Annotated in this window: 21 protein-coding genes; 11 read left to right on the top strand and 10 right to left on the bottom strand. The window is 38.2% G+C overall.

Going from position 1 to position 26,127, the window contains the following annotated elements:
• Window position 1: 1 nt before the first annotated feature.
• The 5 genes from D0T08_RS13905 to D0T08_RS13885 all read left to right on the top strand — a co-directional run bounded on the left by D0T08_RS13905 (window position 2) and on the right by D0T08_RS13885 (window position 6,349).
• Complete coding sequence (locus D0T08_RS13905) at window positions 2-1,057, top strand: efflux RND transporter periplasmic adaptor subunit (RefSeq protein ID WP_116983258.1); 1,056 nt, start codon at window positions 2-4, stop codon at window positions 1,055-1,057.
• Window positions 1,058-1,204: 147 nt separating this feature from the next.
• Window positions 1,205-4,243 (top strand): efflux RND transporter permease subunit, encoded by a 3,039-nt coding sequence (locus D0T08_RS13900; protein ID WP_116983257.1) that lies wholly within the window; start codon window positions 1,205-1,207, stop codon window positions 4,241-4,243.
• A gap of 150 nt (window positions 4,244-4,393) precedes the next feature.
• Window positions 4,394-4,741 carry a phage holin family protein gene (locus tag D0T08_RS13895; RefSeq protein WP_116983256.1) on the top strand — a complete coding sequence of 116 codons (348 nt, stop codon included), beginning with the start codon at window positions 4,394-4,396 and terminating at the stop codon, window positions 4,739-4,741.
• An 87-nt stretch (window positions 4,742-4,828) separates the two neighbouring features.
• Complete coding sequence (locus tag D0T08_RS13890; protein WP_116983255.1) at window positions 4,829-5,146, top strand: hypothetical protein; 318 nt, start codon at window positions 4,829-4,831, stop codon at window positions 5,144-5,146.
• Between the two features lie 438 nt (window positions 5,147-5,584).
• Window positions 5,585-6,349, top strand: a complete 765-nt coding sequence (locus tag D0T08_RS13885; protein WP_116983254.1) for an SDR family NAD(P)-dependent oxidoreductase — start codon at window positions 5,585-5,587, stop codon at window positions 6,347-6,349.
• A 279-nt stretch (window positions 6,350-6,628) separates the two neighbouring features.
• Here the strand turns inward: D0T08_RS13885 and D0T08_RS13880 are convergent, their stop codons facing one another.
• On the bottom strand, window positions 6,629-7,135 hold the full coding sequence (locus D0T08_RS13880; protein ID WP_116983396.1) for an RNA polymerase sigma factor: 507 nt from the start codon (window positions 7,133-7,135) through the stop codon (window positions 6,629-6,631).
• A gap of 364 nt (window positions 7,136-7,499) precedes the next feature.
• Here D0T08_RS13880 and D0T08_RS13875 point away from each other — a divergent pair, with 364 nt between their 5' ends.
• The 3 genes from D0T08_RS13875 (at window position 7,500) to glpK (ending at window position 11,448) form a co-directional block, all read left to right on the top strand.
• Window positions 7,500-8,420: a sugar phosphate isomerase/epimerase gene (locus D0T08_RS13875; RefSeq protein WP_116983253.1), complete on the top strand. Its 921-nt coding sequence runs from the start codon at window positions 7,500-7,502 to the stop codon at window positions 8,418-8,420.
• 199 nt (window positions 8,421-8,619) lie between these two features.
• The gene (fucP, locus tag D0T08_RS13870; protein ID WP_116983252.1) at window positions 8,620-9,879 is read left to right on the top strand and encodes an L-fucose:H+ symporter permease; all 1,260 of its coding nucleotides are present in this window, start codon (window positions 8,620-8,622) and stop codon (window positions 9,877-9,879) included.
• A gap of 72 nt (window positions 9,880-9,951) precedes the next feature.
• The gene (glpK, locus tag D0T08_RS13865; protein WP_116983251.1) at window positions 9,952-11,448 is read left to right on the top strand and encodes a glycerol kinase GlpK; all 1,497 of its coding nucleotides are present in this window, start codon (window positions 9,952-9,954) and stop codon (window positions 11,446-11,448) included.
• A 52-nt stretch (window positions 11,449-11,500) separates the two neighbouring features.
• Here glpK and D0T08_RS13860 read toward each other — a convergent pair whose 3' ends face one another.
• Window positions 11,501-12,268, bottom strand: coding sequence for an NrtR DNA-binding winged helix domain-containing protein (locus D0T08_RS13860; protein ID WP_310586259.1), 768 nt, complete (start codon window positions 12,266-12,268; stop codon window positions 11,501-11,503).
• A gap of 226 nt (window positions 12,269-12,494) precedes the next feature.
• Between D0T08_RS13860 and D0T08_RS13855 the strand changes: the two genes are divergently transcribed.
• The 3 genes from D0T08_RS13855 to D0T08_RS13845 all read left to right on the top strand — a co-directional run bounded on the left by D0T08_RS13855 (window position 12,495) and on the right by D0T08_RS13845 (window position 17,700).
• Window positions 12,495-15,221 (top strand): PQQ-dependent sugar dehydrogenase, encoded by a 2,727-nt coding sequence (locus D0T08_RS13855; protein WP_116983249.1) that lies wholly within the window; start codon window positions 12,495-12,497, stop codon window positions 15,219-15,221.
• 27 nt (window positions 15,222-15,248) lie between these two features.
• Window positions 15,249-16,277 (top strand): sugar phosphate isomerase/epimerase, encoded by a 1,029-nt coding sequence (locus tag D0T08_RS13850; RefSeq protein ID WP_116983248.1) that lies wholly within the window; start codon window positions 15,249-15,251, stop codon window positions 16,275-16,277.
• Between the two features lie 199 nt (window positions 16,278-16,476).
• Window positions 16,477-17,700, top strand: coding sequence for a thioredoxin family protein (locus tag D0T08_RS13845; protein WP_158561266.1), 1,224 nt, complete (start codon window positions 16,477-16,479; stop codon window positions 17,698-17,700).
• A 75-nt stretch (window positions 17,701-17,775) separates the two neighbouring features.
• Here the strand turns inward: D0T08_RS13845 and D0T08_RS13840 are convergent, their stop codons facing one another.
• The 8 genes from D0T08_RS13840 to D0T08_RS13805 all read right to left on the bottom strand — a co-directional run bounded on the left by D0T08_RS13840 (window position 17,776) and on the right by D0T08_RS13805 (window position 26,002).
• On the bottom strand, window positions 17,776-18,069 hold the full coding sequence (locus D0T08_RS13840) for a hypothetical protein (RefSeq protein ID WP_147322774.1): 294 nt from the start codon (window positions 18,067-18,069) through the stop codon (window positions 17,776-17,778).
• Window positions 18,070-18,275: 206 nt separating this feature from the next.
• Window positions 18,276-18,866: an OmpH family outer membrane protein gene (locus D0T08_RS13835; RefSeq protein WP_116983245.1), complete on the bottom strand. Its 591-nt coding sequence runs from the start codon at window positions 18,864-18,866 to the stop codon at window positions 18,276-18,278.
• 7 nt (window positions 18,867-18,873) lie between these two features.
• The gene (locus tag D0T08_RS13830) at window positions 18,874-19,431 is read right to left on the bottom strand and encodes an OmpH family outer membrane protein (RefSeq protein WP_116983244.1); all 558 of its coding nucleotides are present in this window, start codon (window positions 19,429-19,431) and stop codon (window positions 18,874-18,876) included.
• Window positions 19,432-19,569: 138 nt separating this feature from the next.
• Entirely contained in the window at window positions 19,570-22,230 is a 2,661-nt protein-coding gene (bamA, locus tag D0T08_RS13825) for an outer membrane protein assembly factor BamA (RefSeq protein WP_116983243.1), read from the bottom strand.
• 11 nt (window positions 22,231-22,241) lie between these two features.
• Window positions 22,242-22,991, bottom strand: coding sequence for an isoprenyl transferase (locus D0T08_RS13820; RefSeq protein WP_116983242.1), 750 nt, complete (start codon window positions 22,989-22,991; stop codon window positions 22,242-22,244).
• A gap of 181 nt (window positions 22,992-23,172) precedes the next feature.
• Window positions 23,173-23,949 carry a DUF6089 family protein gene (locus tag D0T08_RS13815; protein ID WP_116983241.1) on the bottom strand — a complete coding sequence of 259 codons (777 nt, stop codon included), beginning with the start codon at window positions 23,947-23,949 and terminating at the stop codon, window positions 23,173-23,175.
• Window positions 23,950-23,991: 42 nt separating this feature from the next.
• On the bottom strand, window positions 23,992-25,062 hold the full coding sequence (locus D0T08_RS13810) for a hypothetical protein (protein WP_116983240.1): 1,071 nt from the start codon (window positions 25,060-25,062) through the stop codon (window positions 23,992-23,994).
• A 55-nt stretch (window positions 25,063-25,117) separates the two neighbouring features.
• A complete protein-coding gene (locus D0T08_RS13805; protein WP_116983239.1) occupies window positions 25,118-26,002 on the bottom strand; it encodes an NAD kinase in 885 nt (294 codons plus the stop codon).
• Window positions 26,003-26,127: the final 125 nt, after the last annotated feature.

Genomic DNA, 26,127 nt, shown 5'->3' with positions numbered 1-26,127 from the left:
TATGAAAACGAAATTATTTCCGCTCATTTACGCATCCCTATTTTTCCTGGTGATGAGTTGTGGTAAGAAGAAAGAAACGAAACAGGAAACAGCCATGTCGACGGAAGAAATTATACCAGTTGAAGTACAAGCGGTTGGTAAAAAAGCATTAAACGAGCCTATCGTTGCCAGTGGTGTATTATCATCCAAATCAGAGATGAAACTCGCTTTCAAAACGGGAGGAATGATTCAGAAAGTATATGTGAACGAAGGCCAGTTTGTGAAAGAGGGACAGCTATTAGCCGAATTAGACTTATCTGAAATTGACGCACAGGTAAAACAGGCGAAATTAGGCTTAGAAAAATCGGAGAGAGATTTGGAAAGAGTGAAAAAACTCTATGCCGATGAAGCTACCACGCTTACCAATGTGCAGGATGCCACTACAGGTTATGACGTAGCCAAACAAAACGTACAGGTAGCAGAGTTCAATCAGAAACTATCTAAAATATATGCCCCTGCCAGTGGCCGAATACTCCGCAAGATTTCAGAGCAAGGTGAACTAATTACCCCATTTTCTCCTGTATTTATCTTAGGTACTGGCGAATCTGCGTATATCGTCAATGTAGGTTTGGCTGACAAAGACGTTGTAAAAGCTAAATTAGGTGATGCAGCCAGTGTGTACCTGGATGCCTATCCAAATGAGCCTTTTCATGCCCGAATTACGCAAATAGCCCAAACGGTTAATCCAGCGACCGGTACTTTTGAAGCCGAATTACAGATTCAATCGAATGGTAAAAAACTGATTTCAGGTTTCGTAGCTAAAGCCGAAATTTCTTCCGGCAAAGGCCCACTTTCATTGGTTATTCCTATAGAAGCATTAGTCGAAGCGGATAAGGATAAGGCTTTTGTTTATACGTTAAATCCTGACAATCAATCAGTCAGCAAAAATCCTATTGGCATCGGAGCCATATTCGGAAATGATGTAGCTATTACTTCCGGATTGGCAGAAGGAACACAGATTGTTAGCAAAGGAGCTAATTTCCTGAGTGATAAAAGTAAGGTAAAGGTAATCAAATAATAAGCTTTACCTCTCAGAACAATTCATGCTATGTTGACTGGCTTTAATTCTTAAAGCCGATTAGTAGAAATGTGTCAATTGTAGATATAAGCCGCCGACAAGCATTCGTCAGAGCGGCAAAATCATTACACTTAATTCATCATTACCATGCGTCTTGCAGAATTTTCCGTTAAAAACTACCAGTTTACTATCATTATATTTATAATGGTATTAGCCGTTGGTATCAACTCTCTGTTGAATATGCCCAAAGCCGAAGACCCGGACTTAAAGGCTACTTTCAACAATATTGTCGTGGTATATCCGGGTACATCTCCTGCTGATATGGAAAAACTAATAGTTGACCCTATCGAAGACAGAATCTCTGGTATCAGCGATATTAAAAAGTTTACTTCCACTTCTGATGAAGGAGTAGCCAGTGTAGTCATTGAATTTCAGCATACTGCAGATACTGAAGAAAAATATAATGAGGTAGTAAGAGAAATCAACGCTATCCGCGGCTCTTTACCAACAGACCTTTATAGTCTGGATATTTTCAGATATACGCCAGAAGGTGTAAACATCGTTCAATGCGCTCTGATGTCTGAGACAACTCCTTACAAAGACTTAGAAAAAGAAGCTAAAACCTTAAAGGATAATCTATTAAAAGTAAAATCTATCAAGACAGCCGAGACCTGGGCATTCCCGAAACAACAAGTTAGTGTTTCTATTAATCTAGATAAAATGGCACAGCTTCGTATTCCGCTTAATAGAGTTTTAGGAGCCATTCAGTCTGAAAATGCCAATATTCCGGCGGGCAACATTGAAATCGGGAGCCGTAAGTTCAGTGTAAAAACATCGGGAAGTTATGCTAGTGTCGACGAAATCAAAAATACGATTGTTAGTAGCTCCGGCACTACTGTTACTTATCTGAAAGATATTGCCGACGTGAAGATGAATTATGAGGAAGAAAGCTACATTGGTAGATTGAATGGTAAACGAGCGGTTTTTGTCACGGCTACTATGAAAGCAGGTAGTAATATCTTCAAAACAGGAGAGCAAATCCGCCCGATTATAGATGATTTTAAGAACAGTCTCCCACCAAATATTAAATTCGAGCAAAGCTTTGATCAGGTTAAGAGTGTTTCCACTCGTTTATTAGGTCTGGCTCGTGACTTTGGTATAGCCATCCTATTGGTATTAATTACGCTTATTCCACTAGGGTTCAGAGCTGCTATCATCGTAATGATTTCTATCCCACTATCCCTGGCAATGGGATTAACTATGCTCGATTTAGCAGGTTTTGGAATTAACCAGTTAAGCGTGGTAGGTCTGGTAATTGCTCTGGGGCTTTTGGTTGATGACTCTATTGTAGTGGTTGAAAACATTGCCAGATTCCTCCGCACAGGTATGTCTCGCAGAGATGCTGCCATTGAAGCAACCAAACAAATCGGCTTAGCGGTTTTAGGTTGTACAGCTACTTTAATTTTCGCCTTTTTGCCGCTTGCTTTCTTACCAGAAGCAGCCGGAGATTTTATCCGAAGTTTACCAATGGCCGTTATCACGACAATTATCGCGTCTCTATTCGTTTCATTGACTATTGTGCCTTTCTTAGCCAGTCAATTAATGCCTAGAGAAGAGCATGGCGAAAACATAGTTTTGAGATTAATGAAACGCGGTATTGAAGGTTCGTATCGTAAGGTATTGCACTTGGCCTTAAAACATCCTATTATCAGTCTCCTGGTAGCTTTCGCTATTTTCTTAGGGAGTCTGGCTTTGATTCCGGTTGTGGGAACAAGTGTATTCCCTCGTTCAGAAAAACCTCAGTTCTTAATTAATATTAATACACCATTAGGTACTAATCTGGCTGAGACCAATAAAGCAGCTGTTTTTGTTGAAAAAGAACTGAGTAAACATGAACTTGTTAAGAACTATGTTTCTAATGTAGGTAAATCAAATCCTCGTATTTATTATAATGTATTGCCTGTAGGCGGTACACAATCTAACTTCGCACAGATTTTCGTACAATTACAGGATGAGGTCGAAGTACCTGAAAGAGAAGAATTTATTGATGAATTACGTAAGAAGTTTGATTTGTATGCAGGTGCTAAAATCAGAGTAATTCAATTTGAACAAGGCCCTCCGGTAGAAGCGCCTTTAGCTGTAAGGATATTTGGCGAAAACCTTGATTCATTGCGTGCGATTTCGTTTCGGGTAGAGAAACTGTTTAAAGAAACACCTGGTACGATGTATGTAACAAACCCACTATCGGCACAAAACGTTGATTTAAGAGTAAATATCAACAAAGACAAGGCTGGAATGTTGGGTATCCCGACAGTAGATATTGACCGAACCGTAAGAATGGGTATCGCTGGAGTAAATATGGGTACATATAAACAGAATGACGAAGACGAAATAGATATTAATATCAGTCTTCCTCGTGGCGAACACGCAGGGATGGACGCTTTCTCGAAAATGTTCATTGCCAACCAAATGGGTAATCTGATACCTCTGAAACAGGTGGCAAATCTTAATTTTGAAACCTCGCCGAATAGAATTAATCACTACGACCGCGATCGTTATACCATTGTATCTTCTTTTATACAAAGCGGCTATCTTACGCCTAATGTAACCAAAGAAGCTACAGCCAGATTAGCAAGTCTGAAATTACCCAAAGGCTACGAAATCAAAATGGCAGGCGAGGTAGAACGCTCACAAGAGACTTTTGGCGGTTTGGGTACTATCATTCTGATTACTGTTTTCGGAATCATGGCTATTCTGATTCTGGAGTTCAAGACTTTCAAGAGTACCATTATTGTATTGTCGGTTATTCCATTAGGTATGATTGGGGCGATTCTTATACTACTATTTACTGGCTACTCATTGTCTTTCACGGCTATTGTAGGTATCATTGCCTTGGCAGGAATTGAGGTCAAAAATTCCATATTGTTGGTTGATTATACCAACTATTTAAGAAAAGAACAGGGATTAAGTATTGATGAAGCTATTGAAGAAGCAGGTGAAACCCGCTTTATTCCCATCGTATTAACTACGCTCACAGCTATTGGTGGTTTGCTACCCCTGGTATTAGAGCACTCACCACTCTATTCTCCATTGGCATTGGTAATGATTGGCGGTCTGATTTCTTCGTTGATTCTGACTCGTATTGTTACGCCGGTCATGTATAAATTATTACCTCCAAAAGTCTGATTTTCGTTTTTCAGTCTCTGTGAATTGCCCGCAGAGACTGAAAATCTTCATAAGTTTTTTGTCAGATGCCAGGTTTTATCTACCTTGCATCCGTCAAAAAGCAGGTATCTGATACAACCTGCCACCTAAACATCAATCCAACAGGATACTATGGCAGATTTGCTAAAATTCAACGAGTTTCGTGACAACATCGTTAAACTCATTGAAGCAAAATTTGAATTAACAAAGCTTGGTTTTCAAGAAAAAATTGAAGGAATCGCCGTTCAGGCAATTTACGCATTACTCCTGTTTATCCTATCTATAACTGTTATCATCTTCCTTAGTATATTAATGGCGGTCGGCCTCAATATCTGGCTGAAAAGCGCCTGGCTAGGTTATCTGATTATCTTTCTTATTTATGTAGGCATTCTCACAACATTCATCTTCGCTAAAGACAAAGTTCAAACCACAATCAAAGAAAAAGTCCAGGGGATGATTGATGAGAATTTAGATAAGTAATTTTCTTAGTAGATAATATGGTCAAAATTAAATAAGATTGAATTTTGCAAACCCGTCTATCTTAATATAATAAAGGTTATAGTCAAAATGAAAACAGAAATTAGTCTGGAAAAAATTTATGAGGATTGTTTTAAAGATGAAACTATAGATTGGTTTAGAACACATGATGCAATTTTTAAGTTTTTTACTTACTACCGATGGGATAGATGGAAATTTTACACAGAGAATAGTCGTCTATTTGGAATTGATTCATATAATCAAGATGAAATAAATAGAATATCGGAGTTTCATAGTGATGTCTGTGGAATTGGTGTAGCAAGTCGAAAAGATATATTACCTGGCGAGCCTGAAGATATGACAGAATTTAGAGAGTATATGAATATGGAAAGATGGAAAAAAGCCTAGATGGAATTTATGAAGAAAGCCTTCTAGCAGACGGTTATTTTGAAAGTTGCGAAAAAATATTTCTTTTCTTTGCTAATCATGGTTGAGATAGATGGAAATTTTACAATGAGAATTCACGCCTTCTTGAGAAGTTAGAAATAGTGATTCCTATACCGAACATGATATAGATATTTTTAGTGAGTTTCACAATTTATATTTTCTCTACGTGTTAATTTAGAGTCAATGAGATTGCCAAATGAACCGCAAGGAGGAGCAGAATGGTATGATTATATGTTGTGTGAAAGGTGGAGAAAAAAATAATTTTTAGGTTCAATTTGTATTAAACATTCTCAATATATCTCTCTTATTTGAATTTTGCAAATAACAGTTTGAAACTCGCAAGACTGATTCACTACACCTACTCTACCTTTGTGTCATCAAATTAATACACAAAACAAGATGATAACAACGAATAAAATAGCTTTAGTTACCGGAGGTAGCAGAGGTTTAGGAAAAAACATGGCATTGAAAATTGCCGAAAAAGGAATTGATGTAATTCTTACTTACAATACCCAAAAGGAAGAGGCTTTTGCTGTAGTAGCCGACATAGAAAAAGCAGGACAAAAAGCTGTAGCCTTACAATTGAATACAGGCGATATTAAAAGCTTCGATATTTTCTTTGACCAATTAAAATCTGTTCTGAAAGATACTTTCAATACCACAAATTTCGATTTTCTGATAAATAATGCAGGTGTTGGTCGCCATACTTCTTTTGCAGAAACGACAGAAGAAGAATTTGACTTACTTTTAAATATTCATTATAAGGGTGTTTTCTTTCTTACACAAAAGGCGCTAACTCTATTAAATGATGGTGGAAGAATCATTAATATTTCTTCAGGTTTAGCTCGTTTTTCTACGCCTGGTTATTCAGCCTATGGTTCTATGAAAGGTGCTATTGAAACACTAACCAGATATTTAGCTAAAGAGTTAGGTTCACGAGAGATTGCGGCAAATGTTGTAGCTCCTGGAGCCATTGAAACTGACTTTGGTGGTGGAGTAGTGCGCGATAATGCACAAGTAAATCAAATGGTAGCTAGTGTAACTGCTTTAGGCCGTGTAGGTTTACCAGATGATATTGGTGCAGTAGTAGCTTTCTTATGCACCGAAGAAGCCAGATGGATAAACGCCCAAAGAATTGAGGTTTCTGGTGGGATGAATATCTAAAACTTTACTAACCACGGAGTAGAATGGAGTTAACCTCACAGAGTTGCACGGAACAGCCTTTATATACCTAACTTTGCAACTCTGTGCAAAACCCGGAGTAACTCTGTGGCTAGAACCTATAATAGCATCCCCAAAAAACTAAAAAAGTTATCCGTAATACAGATAACTTTTAAAAACCTTCCTCTTTTTATCAGAGTCCCACTAGACTCGAAAAAATTCTTTGTTTATGGTTCAATAGTAAACCATCTCCATGACTAATGTTATTTATATACAATTGTATTAATAGGCATATACTTGTAATTTTTCTTTCAATTCTTTTCTTGCTATATGTATTCTGTTCTTCACTGTTCCAATCGGCACTTGCAATTTTTGAGCAATCTCATGGTATTTAAAACCGCTGAAATGCATCATAAACGGTTGCTTGTAACTCTCGTCTAAAGTCTCAACTGCATTATTAATATCTTCCATAGCAAAAGTAGAATAAGCATTATTCTCAACACTACTATCGGTACTATTAATAAAATGCAAATTATCAGTTGTGTCAATAAACGTATTTTTTCTAAGCAATCTCTGATAATTAGTGATAAAAGTATTTTTCATGATGGTATAAAGCCATGCTTTCAGGTTAGTACCATCGGTATACTTATCACGGTTCATAAATGCTTTTACAAGTGTATCTTGTAATAAGTCATTGGCGTCTTCTAAATCTTTTGTCAATCGAAAGGCAAATGGCTTTAGAGACTTCGAGGTCTTTGAAATTGCGTAGTTAAATTCAAGAGTTGTCATGGCTTGTTTATTTTTTGCGTTATTATTGTTAAACAAAACTAAATAATAAGTTTTTATAAAACCAAAAGTTTTTTAACTTTTTTATCGAAAAATCGTTAAAATCTATCCATTGTATATTTTTTAACGATTTTTCTTGTTCATCATTTTTGGCCATAAATTAAACAAACCAGCATTGTAGAAACATTTCCCCATTACTGTTTCTACTTTTCCACATATACGAGAAATAAATGCATCTGGTTGCCGAAAAATGAAAAAAATTAAAAATTTTCTTCCCACCCTACCTCATAAACGTTACTTATTTTTTCGACGATTGAACAAAAAAGCCTTAATTTACGCCCTAATTATCAACCTCCTTCATACAATTATGTTAAAACTCGGATTTGTTAGTGCTATCTTAGCCGATTTCGGCTTCGAACACGTAGTAGATTTTGCTTCAAAAAATGGTTTTTCTTGTATCGAAATGATGTGTTGGCCTAAAGATAATGGCGATGCTCGCCGTTATGCTGGTGTTTCACACATCAATGTCGATAATTTGGATGATAAACACATTACATATATAAAAGACTATACCCGCGAAAGAAACATCACCATTTCTGGCCTCGGATATTACCCAAATCCACTTGATCCGGATACTAAAAAGTCTGAATTTTATATTGAGCATATCAAGAAAGTTATCAGAGCTTGTAATAAATTGGGTGTGCCGGTTATGAATACATTTATAGGTCGTGATCCGCAAAAGAATATTAAAGATAATCTCGAAATCTTCAAGAAGTTATGGAAGCCCATCATTGAGACAGCTGAACAAGAAGGCATTAAAATAGGTATCGAAAACTGTCCGATGTTTTTTACCAATGACGAATGGCCGGGTGGAAAAAATTTAGCTATTTCTCCTGCGGTATGGGATGCCATGTTCGAAACTTTCCCGACTCCTCTTTTCGGATTGAACTATGACCCATCACATATGATTTTCCAGATGATGGATGAGATAAAACCGATTTATCAATACAAAGACCGTTTACACCATGTACATATCAAAGATGTAAAAGTGTACCGTGATAAACTGGATAGAGTAGGTATTCTGGCAAATCCTTTAGAATACCATTCACCAAAACTTCCTGGTTTGGGTGACGTAAATTGGAGAGGCTTCTTTACTGCTTTGACTGATGTACGTTATAGAGGGCCAGTGGTTATTGAGGTTGAAGATAAAGCCTATGAGGGTAATATTGATGATGTAACAACGGCTATTCTGACTGCCCGTAACTATGTCAAACAATTCCTCAGTTAAGCTAAATCATTCCTATATAATACTCATAGCGAGGCTAATCACCTCGCTATTTTATTGTTCTATTCTTAAATGCGCTTAATTATGGCTTTAGGCAGAGATTTATTTTAAAATTATCTTATTATTTCTTAAAAAATTATCATTTTTGAACAAATTACTGAGCAAACAGTAAACACATTCAATTTTAACCCTAAAAATTACTATGGCTTCTATTTCCGGGAACAAACAAAGCTTCCAGACTAACGCTACTCAAAACAACTATCTCGTTCCATTTATTCTGGTTACCAGTCTTTTCTTTTTATGGGGCTTTGCCATCAGTATGCTCGACGTACTCAATAAACACTTTCAGGAAACCCTTAATCTTACTATTTCTCAATCTACCTGGGTACAGGTGGTTACTTATGGTGCCTATTTCTTAATAGCGCTACCGGCAGGTATTTTCATGAGAAAATGGGGATACAAAAAAGGGATTCTGGCAGGTCTATTATTGTATTCAGGTGGAGCATTTCTGGTATATCCTGCTACTGAAGCACAATCGTGGACATTCTTCTTAGTTTCACTATTTATATTAGCTTGCGGACTGGCCTTTCTTGAAACAGCGGCTAACCCTTACGCCACAGTACTAGGGCCACAAGAATCTTCGGACAGACGTCTGAATCTCGCTCAGTCATTCAATGGTTTAGGAGTAATTATCGGGCCGCTAGTGGGTAGAATGTTGGTTTTCAGTGAGCATACGCAATCGGTAGAAGAGGGTTTTAAATCGGTTCAATTACCCTATTTAATTGTAGGAGTTATTATATTAGTGATTGCCTTATTATTTCTGAGAACCCCAATGCCTGAAATTCAGGAAGCAAGTACTCATGAAGAAGATAGAGGTAAAGACAACGCGTCTTTTGGCGAATCGCTAAGTGCATTATTTAAACATAAACATTTTGCCTTAGGGGCATTTGCACAATTCTTAAACGTAGGTGTACAAGGCTGTGTATGGGGCTTATTTATCAACTTTGTAATGGAAGCCATCAGCGTTTCTAAACTAGATGCTGCCAGCTTACTTTCCGTAGGTATGTTGGTATTTATGATAGGCCGATTTGTAGGTACATTCCTGATGCGATTCGTGAAACCTAATGTGCTATTGGGTCTTTATTCAACCGGTATCGTATTGGCATTATTAGTTGCCTCACAGGTAAAAGGCCAACCAGCAGTATATGCCCTTATGGCGTTCTTCTTTTTCCAAAGTATCACTTTCCCTACTATTTTCTCTTTGGGCGTGAAAGACTTAGGAAAATATACCAAGCTGGGTTCTTCATTTATCATTATGGGTATTGTAGGTGGTGCGGCTTTCCCGCCTATTATGGGAGCTATTGCCGATAGTACTTCAATGGCTACTTCTATGCTATTACCAGTGGCCATGTTTGCTTACATTGCCTGGTATGGTTTCTCGGGCTCGAAAATCAGTAAATAAAACCTATTTATATGTAAAGAAAGGCAAGATTAACTCTTGCCTTTCTTGTGTCAAATCAATCTATTCAATCTTATGAAATACATTGCATCCATCGACCAAGGCACTACCAGTACTCGCTGTATCATTTTCGACCGCAAAGGTACTATCGTTTCAGTCGGACAAAAAGAGCACGAACAGATATATCCGAAACCGGGTTGGGTTGAGCATAATCCGGAAGAAATATGGAAAAACACGTTGGAGGTAATCGCCAGAGCTCGTATAGAAAAAAGCATTAAAACAGAAGATATAGTAGCCTGTGGAATCACTAATCAACGGGAAACAGCGGTTGTCTGGAATAAACGTACAGGTAAAGCCTATTATAATGCCATCGTTTGGCAGGATACCCGTGTAGATGATACCGTAAAAGCCCTAACGAAAAGCCACGGCTCGCAGTTTTTTCAAGACCGTACTGGTTTGCCATTAGCTACCTATTTCAGCGGATTGAAAATCAAATGGATTTTAGATAATGTCCCCGGCGTAAGAGAAGATGCCGAAAAAGGACAAGCCATTTTTGGCAATATGGATACGTTCCTCATCTGGCATCTGACAGGTGGTATTAATGGTGGCTTGCATATTACTGATGTAACCAACGCCAGCCGTACCCAACTCATGAATCTGAAAACAATGGCATGGGATGCTGAATTGGCAGAAATCATGAATATTCCCTTGCAACTGTTGCCACAGATAGAGCCAAGCAGCAAAGTTTATGGCAAGATTACATCAGAAGTACTACAAGGCATTCCATTAGCAGGAGATTTAGGCGATCAACAGGCTGCTTTGGTAGGACAAACCTGTTACCAACCCGGAGAAGCCAAAAACACCTATGGTACAGGTTGTTTCATGTTGATGAACACAGGGACAGAACTAGTACCATCAAAACACGGCTTATTAACAACCGTAGCCTACCAGTTTGAAGGCCAACCAGTACATTATGCCTTAGAGGGCTCGGTAGCAATTGCAGGGGCTTTAGTTCAATGGTTAAGAGATAACCTGGGCATCATTCAGAAAAGTACTGATATAGAAAAATTAGCCAAAAGCGTAGAAGATAATGGCGGAGCTTACGTTGTTCCCGCATTCTCAGGCTTATATGCACCTTACTGGAAATCATCAGCCAGAGGGGTCATCGCAGGTTTGACACGTTATGTTAATAAAGGACATATTGCCCGCGCGGTATTAGAAGCTACCGCCTATCAGACCAAAGACGTATTAGATGCCATGGAGAATGATTCAGGTATTGAAATCAGCTCTTTGCGTGTAGATGGCGGTATGGTAGTGAATGAGCTATTGATGCAATTCCAGTCTGATATGCTGAAAGTTCCTGTTATCAGACCGACGATGATTGAAACGACTGCCTTAGGAGCAGCCTATGCGGCTGGTTTAGCCGTGGGTTACTGGACAAGCTTTGATGATTTGATTCAGAACTGGGGCGTAGACAAACGCTGGAAGCCAAAAATGAAAGCTACCCAACGCAATACTCTCTACAAAGGCTGGAAAAAAGCAGTGAAGCGCTCTTTTGATTGGGAGAAATAACAGTAATATACCTAATAAACGAAAGGCTCGACATTGAATCGAGCCTTTTACTTTATATCGCAAACAAAATCTCTTCTTTCGTAGCCCTATCGTACTTCTCTTTATCAAATCTGTAAAGAAATGGAGCTTTAAATGCCCCTCCTACGCGCTTTTCGGGTAGCTTCTCTAAAATACCATAACTCAATACCAATTTCTGAAAATTCCGGCGGTCTAGTTGTTTGCCAAGAATAGTCTCATACAATCGCTGTAATTCAGGCATCGTAAATTTCTCAGGCAATAGATTATATCCAATAGGTTGATAACTTACCTGTCGCCTTAAAGCTTTTAAAGCTATATCTATCATTTCATTATGGTCGAAAAGTAATTCGGGTACGTTAGATATTTCACACCACATACATTCATCTGTGTACCAGTCCGGGGTAGCAACTACTTGTTCAAATTCTACTAAAGCCATGTATCCGAGCGATACATTCCTTTTCATATACTTTTCGTCATAGAACTCTGTCCCAAACGTCCATTCCAGTTTCCTGATTAAAGCCTCCACATCCATATTTTTATATCGGTCATTGCTTCCGAAGGTATAAAACTGTTGCAAAAAGATTTCTTTCAAGCCTGTTCTCTCTTGCAGAATACGTACTGCAGCATCATTAACAGATTCTTCTAAATAAATTCGTCCTCCGGGCAGACTCCATCCATCTGTGCCTTTCCATTTCAACAATAAAACCTTCAATTCTCCGGCATGAAAACCGAAAATCACACAGTCGATAGACACTTCTTTCAGCGTAAGTTCAAGGTATTCCTTTAGTCTTTGATCCATCATTAGTTGCGTTCAAAAATCAAAATTAAAAAATTCTTTGTGTTTTTTGTACACAATGAAAAAATTTATAATATTGTGTAATCTTTACCCATTGACCTATATATTTTCACTTATAAACAATCCTACTTCTCATGTCTTAAAACATTTCCCTTAAATCATTACCCAACTTAAGCGTATTCTTTCAAGGCAAAATGCCCTGATATTCTATTAAACAATCTCTATTTAATCTATGAAAACATTATTCAAGAGTTTTCTTATATGTCTTCTGCCCCTATATCTTCTGGCGCAGGTACCCGAAGAAAACCGCTTTCAAAAAGTTGTTCTGACAGAAAACCTGAATGAACCACTGGAACTAGCCGTTTTGCCAGATGAAAGAGTAATCTTCATTGAGCGCCATGGCTTAGTAAAAATGTATAGCCCTGTTACCAGGAAAACGACAGTGATAGCTTCAATTCCGGTTAGCACTAAATACAACTTCGCTGATGGTGGACAACCGGAAGCCGAAGATGGTCTATTAGGGCTAAACATCGACCCTGATTTTGCCCAAAACCACTGGGTATATCTTTATTACTCACCGGCCGGAAACGACCCTAAGAATATCTTAGCCCGTTTCGAAATGAAAGGGAATACCTTAGATTTGAACAGTAAAAAGGTTATTCTTGAAATTCCTACTCAAAGAGACCAGTGCTGTCATACAGGGGGCTCTATTGATTGGGATGGTGCGGGTAATCTATACCTGTCAACAGGAGATAATACAAGCCCGAGAGCATCAGACGGTTATGCACCTATTGATGAACGTCCGGGTAGAAGCCCTTATGATGCCCAGAAATCGTCTTCTAATACCAATGATTTAAGAGGAAAAATCATCCGAATTCATCCTGAGGCAGATGGTACTTACACAATTCCAGAGGGAAACTTATTCCCGAAAGGCACGCCTAAAACCCGTCCTGAAATCTATACCATGGGACACCGAAATCCTTATCGTATTTCTATTGACAAAAAGAATGGCTTCCTATACTGGGGTGATGTAGGCCCCGATGCAGGGAAAGATTCAACGGGCTTAGGACCAGCTGCAGAAGACGAATTCGGACAAGCACGCAAAGCAGGTAATTTCGGTTGGCCTTATTTTGTAGGCGATAACAAATCCTATTGGGATTTTGATTTCACTACCATGAAATCAGGAGAAAAATTTAATCCTGAAAAACCAATCAATAATTCGCCTAATAATACAGGTTTGCAGGAATTACCTCCTGCACAGAAAGCATTTATCTGGTATCCGGCTGCCGATTCCAAAAAATTCCCATTACTAGGCACAGGCGGACGCAGTGCCATGGCCGGACCAGTCTATCATAAAGAGTTTTTCCAGAATGCAAAACGTGCCTATCCTGATTATTACAACAATAAACTCTTCATCTACGAATGGATGCGTGACTGGATTATTGCCGTAACGATGAACGAGCAGGGAGATTATGTAAAAATGGAACGCTTCCTGCCTAATCTGAAATTAGAACACCCGATTGATATGGCCTTTGGCCCGAATGGCGATTTATACATGATTGAATACGGTCAGGGCTGGTTTTTAGCAAATCCGGAATCGAAAATTATACGAATAGAATATAATGGTGGAAACCGCAAACCATTGGTAATAGCTAAATCGGATAAGCAAGCCGGAGCATTGCCTTTAACTGTGCAGCTTTCGTCAGAGGGAACTAAAGATTTTGATAAAGATGAATTAAAATATGAATGGAAAATAATGCCACAGGCAGGTGGTGCTCCAATTGTATTAGCTGAAGCGAACCCAAGCTATACATTCAAGAAATTAGGCACTTATAAAGCCGTTCTGACTGTCACTGATGCTCAAGGCTTAAAAGACTCAAAAGAATTGATTATAAAAGCCGGAAACGAGCCTCCGCAAGTTTCTTTGGAACAAACAGAAGGGAATAAAACATTCTTCTTCCCGAATAAAGATATTGGGTATGAGGTACGTGTATCAGATAAAGAAGATGGTAGTTTAGCAGATAAACGTATCCCGGCTTCAAAAGTGAAAATCACAGCTACCTATCAGGATGCCGAAGATGTGCCACAGTCAAAAGGTCATCAGGCTGCGCCCGTTACCTTCACTGCAGGAAAAAACCTGATTGATAAAAGTGATTGTAAAGCCTGCCATTTTCCTGATAAAAAATCGGTCGGCCCTGCCTTTATAGAAGTTGCCAGAAAATATAAATCGAATAGCAATGCTGTAGCTATTCTGTCAGATAAAATTATTAAAGGAGGTGCTGGTGTCTGGGGAGATGTTGCTATGTCGGCACACCCGAATATTGGTTTGCCGGAAGCTAATCAGATGATACAATACATTCTAAGTCTGGCCGATAAGAAAATCCCTCCTACCTTGCTACCACCAAAAGGTAATGTAACGGCCAAAATACCTGAAGGTGGAGACCCAAGCAAGGGTGTTTATAAACTTCTGGCTACTTATACTGACAAAGGGGCAAACGGTCTACCTGCTCAAACAGCCGAGCAATTGATAGTTCTGAAAAACCCTACTTTATTGCTAGGCAACTCAGAGGAAACTTCAAAAAATATCATGAAGTTTAAAATGGGTGAAACAAACCTATTGATTGTGATGGGAGCTAATACTTATGCCGCTGCAAAAAATATTGACTTAACAGGTGTAAAAACACTAAGTTTCGTTGTAGCCGCACCTAAACAACAACTGAACTCGCAAGGGGGAATTATTGAGGTGCATACAGGTTCAGCAGAAGGTCCACTTTTAGGAAAAACAGACTTTGTTGAGCCCAATGACGACATGGCGGCATTTACAGGAGGAAAAAAACCTAAGACTTACCCAGTAAATATTCCGACAACGAATGGCTTCCAGGATTTATACTTTGTTTTCAAAAATGATAAATCTAAAGGGGCATTATTTGTACCGTTTTCAGTAACTTTTGAACCATAATCTTTCACTCTCTCAATACTTAAATTTATGAATAACCGTCGTGAATTTCTTAGCCAATTGGGTCTTGCTACTGCGGGGCTTGGCTTATCTTCTTTACTACCCGAAACGCTTTTTGCGGCAGAGTCTGCCAAAAAATTTACTTTTGAAATATCCCTTGCCGAATTCTCATTTGCCTCTGAATTATTTACCGGCAAAATGAAAAACATGGATTTCCCGGCCAGAGCAAAAAATGAATTCGGTGTTTCAGTTTTAGAATATGTATCTGGCTTCTTCAATAATAAACATACCGACCAGACGTATCTGAAAGAATTAAAACAACGTTGCGACGATTTAGGCATGAAAAACCATTTGATTATGGTTGACGGTGCTAACATCGCTTCATTAGATGCAACTCAACGTCAGAAAGCCGTAGAGGCACACAATTCATGGATTGATGCTGCCAAGTATTTAGGCTGTTCGTCTATTCGGGTTAATTTGGGTGATGCTATGTCGGCTCTATCTGGCAAAGGCGAAGAAGGAACAATGGAAGAAGTAGGTAAAGCCGCAGCAGATGGCTACGAAAAAGTATGCGAAAATGCAGCAAAAGCCGGGCTGAATGTGATTGTGGAAAACCACTTTGGCTATTCAACCGATCCAGACTGGTTAGTAGGTGTAATGAAGAGCGTAAAATCTAAAAATAAAGGTTTCTTACCTGATTTTGGAAATTTTTGTGCTGAAAGAAGCAAACCTGTCACACAGGATTTGAAAGGCATTATGGCAACCAAATGTGTGAAAGAGCATGATAAATATGAGGGAACGAAAAAAATGATGCCTTATGCCAGAGGTATCAGCGCTAAAACCCATAAATTCGATGCGAATGGTAACGATATTGATACTGATTTCATCAAGATATTCAAAATCATCAAAGCGTCCGGCTGGACTGGTGGATATGTAGGCATTGAATACGAAGGAGGCTTGATGAGAGATATGGGTGGTGATACTAGCTATTTATCAAATGCAGACGGTATTATGGCTACTAAAAAACTTCTTGAAAAAGTACAGAAAGAATTAGCATAATTGTAAACCTGTTTAATATTTCTGCAGCCATCATCTTGCCATAAGATGGTGGCTTTATTTTTAAGGAGATATTATGAAATGAATCCGCTATTTTTACTGTTTCAGAGTAGAAGTATCCATTATGAGCAATTTCTTATATTATGGAACGTTTTTTGCAAATAAATCATCATTATTCATACCAAATACCACCCTGTTTTCGATGAAAAAAATACTTTTATCTACTACCTTTATTCTCATTTCTTGTCTTGCTTTTTCTCAGGGTATTACCTGGGAGCCTACTATACAAGGTGCATTTGCCAAAGCTAAGGCACAGAACAAACCTGTTTTTGTAGAGTGTTTTCACCCAAACTGCCCTATTTGTATGAGCCTTGAACCTACATTGAAAAATGCAGAGGTCGGCAAATTCTATAATCAGAATTTTATTAATTATAAACTCAATCTGAGCGATGCCAAGCAGGTAAAGTTTCTGAACGACAAGAAAATCTATTTGCCGGGTTTCCCTTTGTTTTTATACTTCGATAAAAACCAGAATATCTTACATCATACTGACCCTGTTAATACACCTAAAGATTTCGTAAACCATGCCAAAGCAGCCCTTGACCCTAATACCCAATCAGGTACGGCCTGGAAAAGATACCAGGCTGGTAGCCGCGATATAGGTATGCTATCAGGTCTGGCCTATCTGCTTCGTATTACACAAGATACTACGCGTAATATTAAAGTAGCGAATGACTTATATGGAGTTTATCCAAAAGATAAATTGAGTTCTCAAGAGAGTTGGGAAATAGCCAAAAAATGCCTGATGGATGTGGATAATGGTTTTGCGGAGTTCTGGTTAAGAAACCTTGCTACGGCCCGTAAATACGAAGAAGCCAAAGGGCATGCAGGCACTGAAACTAATGCGATGGGTATGTTGGTGCAAATGGCTATTTATAGCCCCAAAGCAAGTAAATATTCATTAGCTAAGGTAAATAAGCTAAAACAATACATGAATCTGATAGGGGCAGGGCAATATGTTACAAGCAACACCTGGCAGATAGAAGCACAGGCACTCATCCGTGAACAAGGGCCAGATAAAGCGCTGGCTTTCATTCAGAATCAGGTTAGTCAGACTTCACAACCACAGATGCTGGTCTATTATGTTACTTTCTATAATGTGAATTTCCCTGATGGTAAACTAGCTACACAGGTACGTAATTGGTTAAATACGGCGATACCACAATTAAAAACACCACTTGATATAGCTAATGGAAGATATGAGTCGGCACGTTTATATAAAAAAGCTGGAGATGCTGCAAAAGCAAAACAAGAATTAGCTTTAGCCAAAACAAGCCTGGCGAGCGCAAAAGCCAAAGCAACCGATGCAAACAGCAAAAAAGTAGTAGAGAATCTTGGAAATAGTATTAATCAATTGGCTATTTAATTGAATTAGTTAAAATGGAATTTATTTTAATAGGTGTACTAAAAGCATACTTACTTTGGTACACCTATTTTATTTCTATTTAATCTTCTCCAAATTATAAGGTATTTTGTCCCAACCATTTTGAGGTATAAATTTTAAAGTGTCAGGTACAGGAATGTCCCAATAGGCTTCGCTAAAATTAGGTCTTGTGCATGATAAAACAATGAAATATCTTTCGCCCTTATTTTTCATTTTCCCTCCATAATCGTCATCAATCGTTAATTTTTCGCCATTATATTCAATATCGAAATAAACAGTTTTGACAGCGGAGTCATTGACAAAAGTAGTTCTCTTTACTGTACCAACTGTTACTTTTGTACACTGACTCATAATATACCGGGTTCTGGCATATAAGATTAAACAAATAATTACTATAGAGGTAAAAAAGACAATTAAGTTTCGTTGTTCTTTTGATTTGAAAACCTTCATTGATTTTACACTACTTTTCTTAACAAGATAAAATTAACTTGCTTATTAAGCAGAAAATCCGCAGAATCAAGATTCTGCGGATTTTCTATTTAAAGAACTACTAATAATTAGTTTTTCTTAGGAGTTGCTGCTGGTGTAGCAGGGGCAGTTGAAGCTGCTGCTGTTTTAGCCGGAGGTGTTACACCTAGTTTTTTGAATACCAGATCAGAGATGTTATCTGCATCTGGAGCAACTAACAAAATTGGTGTAGTACCAGGGCCTGCATCAGTATTGAAAACATAAATATAGCCGTTTTCTTTAGCTACATCTTTGATAGTTTTGTCAATTTTGTCTAATACCGGAGCCAACAATTGTTGTTGTTTTTGTTGCAATGCACCTTCAGAATTTTGTTGGAATTCCTGGATAGAATTGTTTTGGTTTTGCAATTCTTTCTCACGGTCTGCTTTGATTACCGGAGACATAGAAGGAGCATTTTTTTGATAATCTTCGTACTTTTTCTGAAAATCTGAAACTTTGTCTTGCAACAATTTGTCGTATTGTGCCTTTTCAGTTTTCAATTTAGTCTCTATATCTTTAGCGTCTGGCAGGTTATTCAGAATGTAATCAACATTGGTATATCCAATTTTTTGTTGAGCATTCGCCGTAATACCTACAAACATTATAGCCGCAATCAAAGAGGCAAAAAGCTTTGTTTTCATTTTGTTACTAATTTTTTGGTTTGGTTACTTGGTTATTTTGAGTTTTGTCTTCCTTTAACGAAATTCCTAAAGACTCCATCACATAATCGGTATAATCATGGCGGGGGTCTGTATAAATCATGCTTATATCTGATGCTTTGTCAAAAATAAACATTAATTGTTTCTGGCGGGCAACTTTTTCACAGGCTTTGTAGATATCGTCCATAATCGGCTTCATTATTTCCTTTTTCTTAGCAAACAATAAACCGTTCATGCCGAAAACCTTGTTGTTCAGTTCCTTTACCTCTTTCTCCTTATCTTCCAATGCTTTTAGACGTTCACGTTTCATATCAGCCGTCAATAAAATTTCTTCCTGCTGATATTGCTGACGCAATTTTTCTAATTCTGTGTATCTGGTCTGAATATCCTGCACCCATTTTTCAGAATACTTTTCCATATCCTCCTGAGCTTTTTTATAGTCGGGCATTTTACTGGTAATAAACTCCGAATCAATGTACCCAAACTTTTGTGCAAAAGACTGTACAGAAAAGAGTGCCAAAAATAGCAAAAATATTGTCTTTTTCATTCAAAAATAATTACGAATGGATAATATTTGGTTAATAATTTATTGTTTGGTCAAATATTAACGTCATTTCGGCTACTTAATTGCCTTATTAACGTTGGTAAAGCCAAGCATGTATCTTATTAACAGAATTTAACAAACTTATCTTATTTGTTGACCGATGCTAAAGGTAAACGATTTCAACCCACGGTTCGGAAGTCCCGGAATAGGATCGAAGCCCTTTCCGAAGTCAAGACCTAACAAACCGAATGCAGGCATGAAAATTCTTGCACCTATACCAGCCGTACGACGTAGTTTGAAAGGATTAATGTCTTTGTAGCTACCCCAGCTATTACCAGCCTCAGCAAATACCTGAAGGAAGATTGTAGCCTGTGGATTTAATGATACCGGATAACGAATTTCGGCAGTATATTTGCTATAAGCCAAACCACCTAAACGGCTCAAAGTAATTTCACCTTTTCTTAGTCTTTCAGCTTCATCCATTGATAATTCATGTACAATACCCTCTTCATATCCGCGTAAACCAATTAGATCAGCACCTACGTTCATCGCATTCTGCATACCTAAACCTGCACCACCTAAGATGAAACGACCAAACGGACTATATTCTGAACTGGCACTGTATTTACCCAGAAAGCCTAAATTAGCTTTGGCATGTAATACAAACTTACCGACAATTGGTGTATACCAGTCTCCATCAAACATCCATTTATGTCCTTCAATCCATTTAAATTTATCTGCTGCAGGTGCCCCTCTCAATACAGAGTAAGGAGGATTAAAAGTAGCAGTCAGATTAAACTGAGAACCTGAACGCGTAAACTGCGGATTATCTAAGTAATATCTCGAAATCGATACAATAGCAGAAAGATCATTAGCAACCCCTTTCTGGAAACCCGGAATAAAGTAACTATTATCTACATTATATCTTTGATAAGATAATGAAGCATTAAGGCTAAAGCTTCTGTCAGGCCAGTTCAGACGTTTACCATAAGTAATTGATCCTCCTGTATTCTTGAAATAACCATTATAGATACTGCTTGTACCTCCCAACATAGCCAGATATGGAGAGTTTGCACCATATTGTCTTTCTAAAGCACGCTGATAAGCTCTGTTATCAGACGAAGTATGGAAAAGGCTCACTGTAAATGAATTAGGTTTTTTGCCACCTAACCAGGGTTCGGTAAACGAAATAGAGTAAGTCTGGTAGAATCTACCACTGGCTTGCAAACGTAAGGCTAATTTCTGACCGTCGCCCGCTGGTAAAGGGCGCCATTTTTGTAAGTTACCAATATTTTTGGCAGAGAAGTTATTGAATACTACCCCGAATGTACCGACAAAACCTTGCAAACCACCCCAACCACCTGATAACTCAATATTATCGCTCGGTTTTTCTTCTACATTATACTCAATATCAACCGTACCATCTGCTTGTGGAATAGGTTTGGGTTCAATCTTCTGTGGGTCAAAATAGTTCATTCTGGCTAATATCTGTTGTGATTCTATCAGCTCAGTTTTACTAAATTTTTGTCCCGGACGAGTCAGAAGTTCACGCATGACTACGTGGTCGCTGGTTTTGGTATTACCATTTAATATAATGCGGTTGATAGTAGCTTGTTTACCCTCAGTAATACGCATTTCTATATCAATAGAATCACCTTCAACGGCTACTTCAACGGGTACACAGCTAAAAAACAAATAGCCATCATCCATGTAAGCCGAACTCACGTCTCCTTGCGGAATACCATTGATTCTTTTGTTCAACTCTTCAGGGTTATAAATATCCCCCTTATCTATCGCCAATATTCTTTGTAAATCTTCTGTTTTACGTAAGTAGTTACCTGTCCAGGTAATTTTGCGGTAATAGAAGCGGTTTCCTTCGTTAATATTTAAAACTATTTTCAGATTATTACCATCTGTCGAGAAAGTAGAGTCAGAAGTAATCTGAGCATCACGATATCCTTTTTTATTGTAGTATTCTACCAATTTCTCTTTATCTTCTTCAAATTTCTTAGGAATAAACTTTGAAGGAGTGAAGATTCTTAATGGTGCTTTTATTTTGGTACTCTTCAATTTTGCCAATACTTTCCAGTCAGGCAATTCCTCTACACCAATCAATTGAATATCATCAATTTTTACTTTCTTTTTCTTGTCAACATTTACAATCAAAGCGGCATTATTCGCACGGATAGTGTCTACTACCTGCTTGATTTGTACACTTGTATTCAAATAGCCTTTATCGACATATATCTTTTTGATAGTCAGCTGAATATTCTTGATCAAGGCATCAGTGATTACCTTACCCTTATTTGCTTTTACCTTATCGTTTACCGTTTCAATTTCCCCTTTACGCAACCCTTTAAAGGTAAACTTATTCAATCGCGGGCGTTCACGAAGATTCAGGTCCAGTTCTACTTTATCACCATCTATTTTGGTGATATTAATGGCTACATCTTCAATAATCCCTTGTTCCATCAAACGACGGATAGCCGTACTGATTCTCTCACCTGGAATGGAGATTTTATCATTCACACTAAGGCCAGAAACAGAAATCAAGGTATTGGGGTCAAGAAATTTAATACCACTTACCGTAATTTTCGAAATGGTATACTCCTGTGGTCTTTCATAAGAAACACCATTATCTTTAGCCTGATCGGCCCGGGCTCCCACACCAATTCTTAATTGAGCAAATATTCCTGTAGAAGAAAATAGGAGGGCAATAAAAAGGATACCTTTTTTAATTGTAGTAGTGTTTATCCCGAAAGGGGGGTGGTTAAACTGATACTTTTTACTAGTAAAAATCATTATCATATGTTTTATACCTTTACAGAAGGTAATTGCTCACTCGTTTTTCCGAAGCGTCTTTCACGCTGTTGATACTCATAAATAGCCCCGAATAAGTGTTGTTTACGAAACTCAGGCCAATACAAATCGTCCATAAAATACAACTCGGCATAGGCTAATTGCCAGAGTAGATAATTACTGATGCGATGATCGCCACCGGTGCGAATCATCAAATCTACATCTGGTGCTTTTTCAGTTGCTAAAAATGAAGCAAACACCTCTTCTGTTATATTTTCAATGGCTAATGCTCCTGATTTTACCTGTTGAGCAATTTTTTTGGTTACTTCTACGATTTCCCACTTACCACTATAGCTTAGCGCCAGGGTTAAGGTAAGCCCAGTATTATTCTTTGTCAGGTCTATAGAATCCTGTAATGTTTTTCGTGCAGACTTGGGTAGTGAGTCTAAATCGCCGATAGCTTTCAGGCGAACATTGTTTTTATTCAGGTCGGGTACTTCTTCTCCAATTGTTTTAATAAGCAACTGCATAATACCTTCTACTTCGAGCTTAGGGCGATTCCAGTTCTCAGTCGAAAACGTATAAAGTGTCAGGTATTTTACACCCAGTTCCACACAGCCTTCTACGGTCTCTCTTACAGACTTTATCCCATGATGATGCCCAAATATGCGCATAGCACCCTGCTTTTTAGCCCAGCGTCCGTTACCATCCATAATAACGGCTATGTGTTTAGGTAAATTGCTTAAATTAATGTTTTCTTTCACGTAAAAACCTATTATCAATTGATGAGTAATTAACCAACAATGATGCTAATTAATAAAAAGGATTGCAAAGTTAGGAAAAAAGAACTTTGTTTGATAAGTTTTTACAGATTTGTAGACTTTTGTTAATATTTTTTAACAAAAAACAGCAGAATCTTTCGTATAGAAGCCCAAAATAGATTGATTATCTTCTTGGCGGGCAGTGTACTTTGTAGAATAAATAGCTGATTGAGATATTAGTATAGTAATACATATCTTTTGCCCGGGTACCCGGCACACTACGTTTGCGGTTCAATATCACGAAATCTGTAACGGCGGCCGGAAGGGGATCATTATCATAGGTACCATTTTTATAGTACCCCAAACCATCCAGAAAATCATCATTAATCCATCGGGTACCAAACTCCATTCCCCAGTTCCATCGGGCATTTAATTCCTTCTTAAAACCAATTCCTAAAATCCAGGAATTGATACGGGTACTGCTACTACCAGTTGTAGTGCCATTGAAAACAAAACCATTACCCGTATCTATCAGGTTCTGTAATGTATAATTGGTACTTCTCATAGTTACAGCTCCGCCACCAAATACATAAGGTGTCCAGTTATTGACAATACGAGAAGCGTTTGTTCTGAAATTCAAAAAATTATATTCTATCTGGCCCCCTGCTTCAAAAATGGTTGCATTGAAGCTAAATCCACGTATTCTATGATATGGATCACCCATATCCGCGTCGTTTCCATGAATTTTACCAATCACACCGTTAGCTTTCAACGAAAGTGAGCGACTCCAGTTCATTCTGGCAAATATGTTGGCTCCGGGGCCTACTACCAATGGCTTAAATTTAGGCAGTACATCGCCTTTATAATTCATGCCGCCCAAACCTGCACCAACTTCCCACATCTGGGCTTGCAGCTTAGGTAATGCACCAATCAATAAAATCAGAAAAAGGCTTTTTTTCACAAAAAAATCAAATAAACAATGAAATAATGATGAGTTAAAATGTTATTTAATTGGTGGACATTTAACTGAACTGCCGATGATATAACTGATAGTAATCTGTGTTACAAAATAACTATCCCATCTTGAGCTTCCTCTAATTGTATTTGCCGAAAATCCCACAAATTGCTCTGCATTTGTACTTGGTTGTATGCCAGCGCCAGCTAAATTATATCTATAGGCCGGATCGGTCATAATCTGTACAAATACCGGTGTTCTATCTTCACCCGTTCTGGCAGAAATATTTTCACCAGCTCTGTTAGAAAGAAGTGCTCCTGTTGGAGAGGTAGCAGCAAGAACAGTAGGATTAGGATATTTCGAACTGCCAACGTCATCCAGGTAATCAAATGGTGTTATTCTAAGACCTCCCTCAAGGTTAAGATCCAGTTTTTCAGTAAGTTTCATTTTTACACCCAAACCCACTGGAAATACGGGTTGCAAAAGAGAATAAGACTTCGGCTGGTCAGGTATAATTCCCTGGCCCGAGGTTTGCAACTCTTTCAGGTTTAACCAACCACCTAATGTTACCTCGCCAGTAGTAGGATCAACGGTAGCGTTTTCTCTTGCCTTAGGAGAGTGGCCATAAAAACCTATTCCAAGCAATCCGTATGGCATAAAAGCTCTTCTGCCTTGCTGACCTTTACCGGTTTGCGGTAAAAGATTAAATACCCCCGTAAGGGCAAATTCCTTAATATCATTTCTGAAATGCAGGTTTCTTAAATAATAGGTATGGAATTTAGTCAGATTTCTTTGTGAATAGTTATAATCATCTCCCAGGATTCGTGCCCACGTAAAACTTACTCTGGCCGCAAACTGAGGAGTAAACTGACGGGTATAATTAATAGTAGCATTCCAACGAACATTGGTATATAAACCATAGTAAAAAGTACTGTAAGGCGACAAATCACCAAAATAATGTGATGAGCCTCCCCCAATGCTAATCGACGAGTACTGATTAATTTTATTTTTTTTGCTGAACATCCCCCCTTGCGCGAAGCTTTCATCAGTAATCAAAAGTACCAAAGAAAAACAAAATACCGTTTTTAATAATGCTCCTTTGAAGTCTAAAAATTTCATAATGGAATAGCAATGTTAGTCTGAATTATTTAACGTAAGATTAAAAGTTTTATTATCAGTTGCGGGCATCTACCCCCCACTTTAGTTTATTTCTTAATGTATTTAAAAAATTATTGCCGTCCATTCTTATCATTCTGGCCTTAAAAGCCTCTTTTCTTATGGTGATGGTGGCTTCTTCTTCTGTGGCAATAATCTTAGCTCTGGAGTCCATAGAAACCAGATAATTATTACTACGGCTTTCTACTTTCAGCGAAATAACGCTGTCGTCTGATACAATCATGGGTCTTACAAACAGATTGTGTGGACAAATAGGCGTAATGATAAAATTGGCCGAATGCGGCATTACCAACGGTCCTCCGCAACTGAGCGAATAGCCTGTTGAGCCGGTAGCGGTAGCAACCATAAGCCCATCCGCCCAATAACTGTTCAGAAACTCTCCGTTAATATAAGCATGTACCACAATCATTGAAGAAGTATCCGTTTTGGAAATGGCTACTTCATTCAGTGCAAAATTCATGCCCTCTTCAAATAATTCTGTTTCGGCTGATGCCGCAAGCATGGTGCGTTCATCAATATCATACTGCCTGTTTACCAATTGGGCAATAGTTGTCTCGATTTCCTCGTAAGAAATAGCGGCTAAAAAACCTAACCGACCAAAATTAAAGCCAAGAATAGGAATCTCTCTTTTACCGACATGCGAAAGGGTTTCAAGAAAAGTACCATCACCCCCAAGGCTGAATGCAATATCTGCATTAAATATTTCCTGAGAAGTAGTGTAGACATTCTTGCAGTGCAGTTGAATGCCAGATTGTAGCAAAACACGTTTAAAGGTTTCTGATAATTGAATTTCAACTTTGTATTTGTTTAATTCATCAAAAACCTGCTGTATATAAGGTACAGACTCTACATTGAATTTTCGGCCGTGAATGGCGATTTTCATTTGAAAATTTTTTAGACCTATTAATAATAGCCAATGAAGTGCAAAGATGCCAATAATCTATCAACACCTGAAATTTTTATACAAAGCTATGATTAATTTCCCTAATCGGAGAAAAGATTCACGGT

It is taken from the genome of Emticicia sp. C21 (assembly GCF_003418935.1).
Lineage (GTDB): Bacteria > Bacteroidota > Bacteroidia > Cytophagales > Spirosomataceae > Emticicia.
Note: the sequence above shows the minus strand (reverse complement) of the source record. Positions and strands in the feature narration are given on the sequence as shown.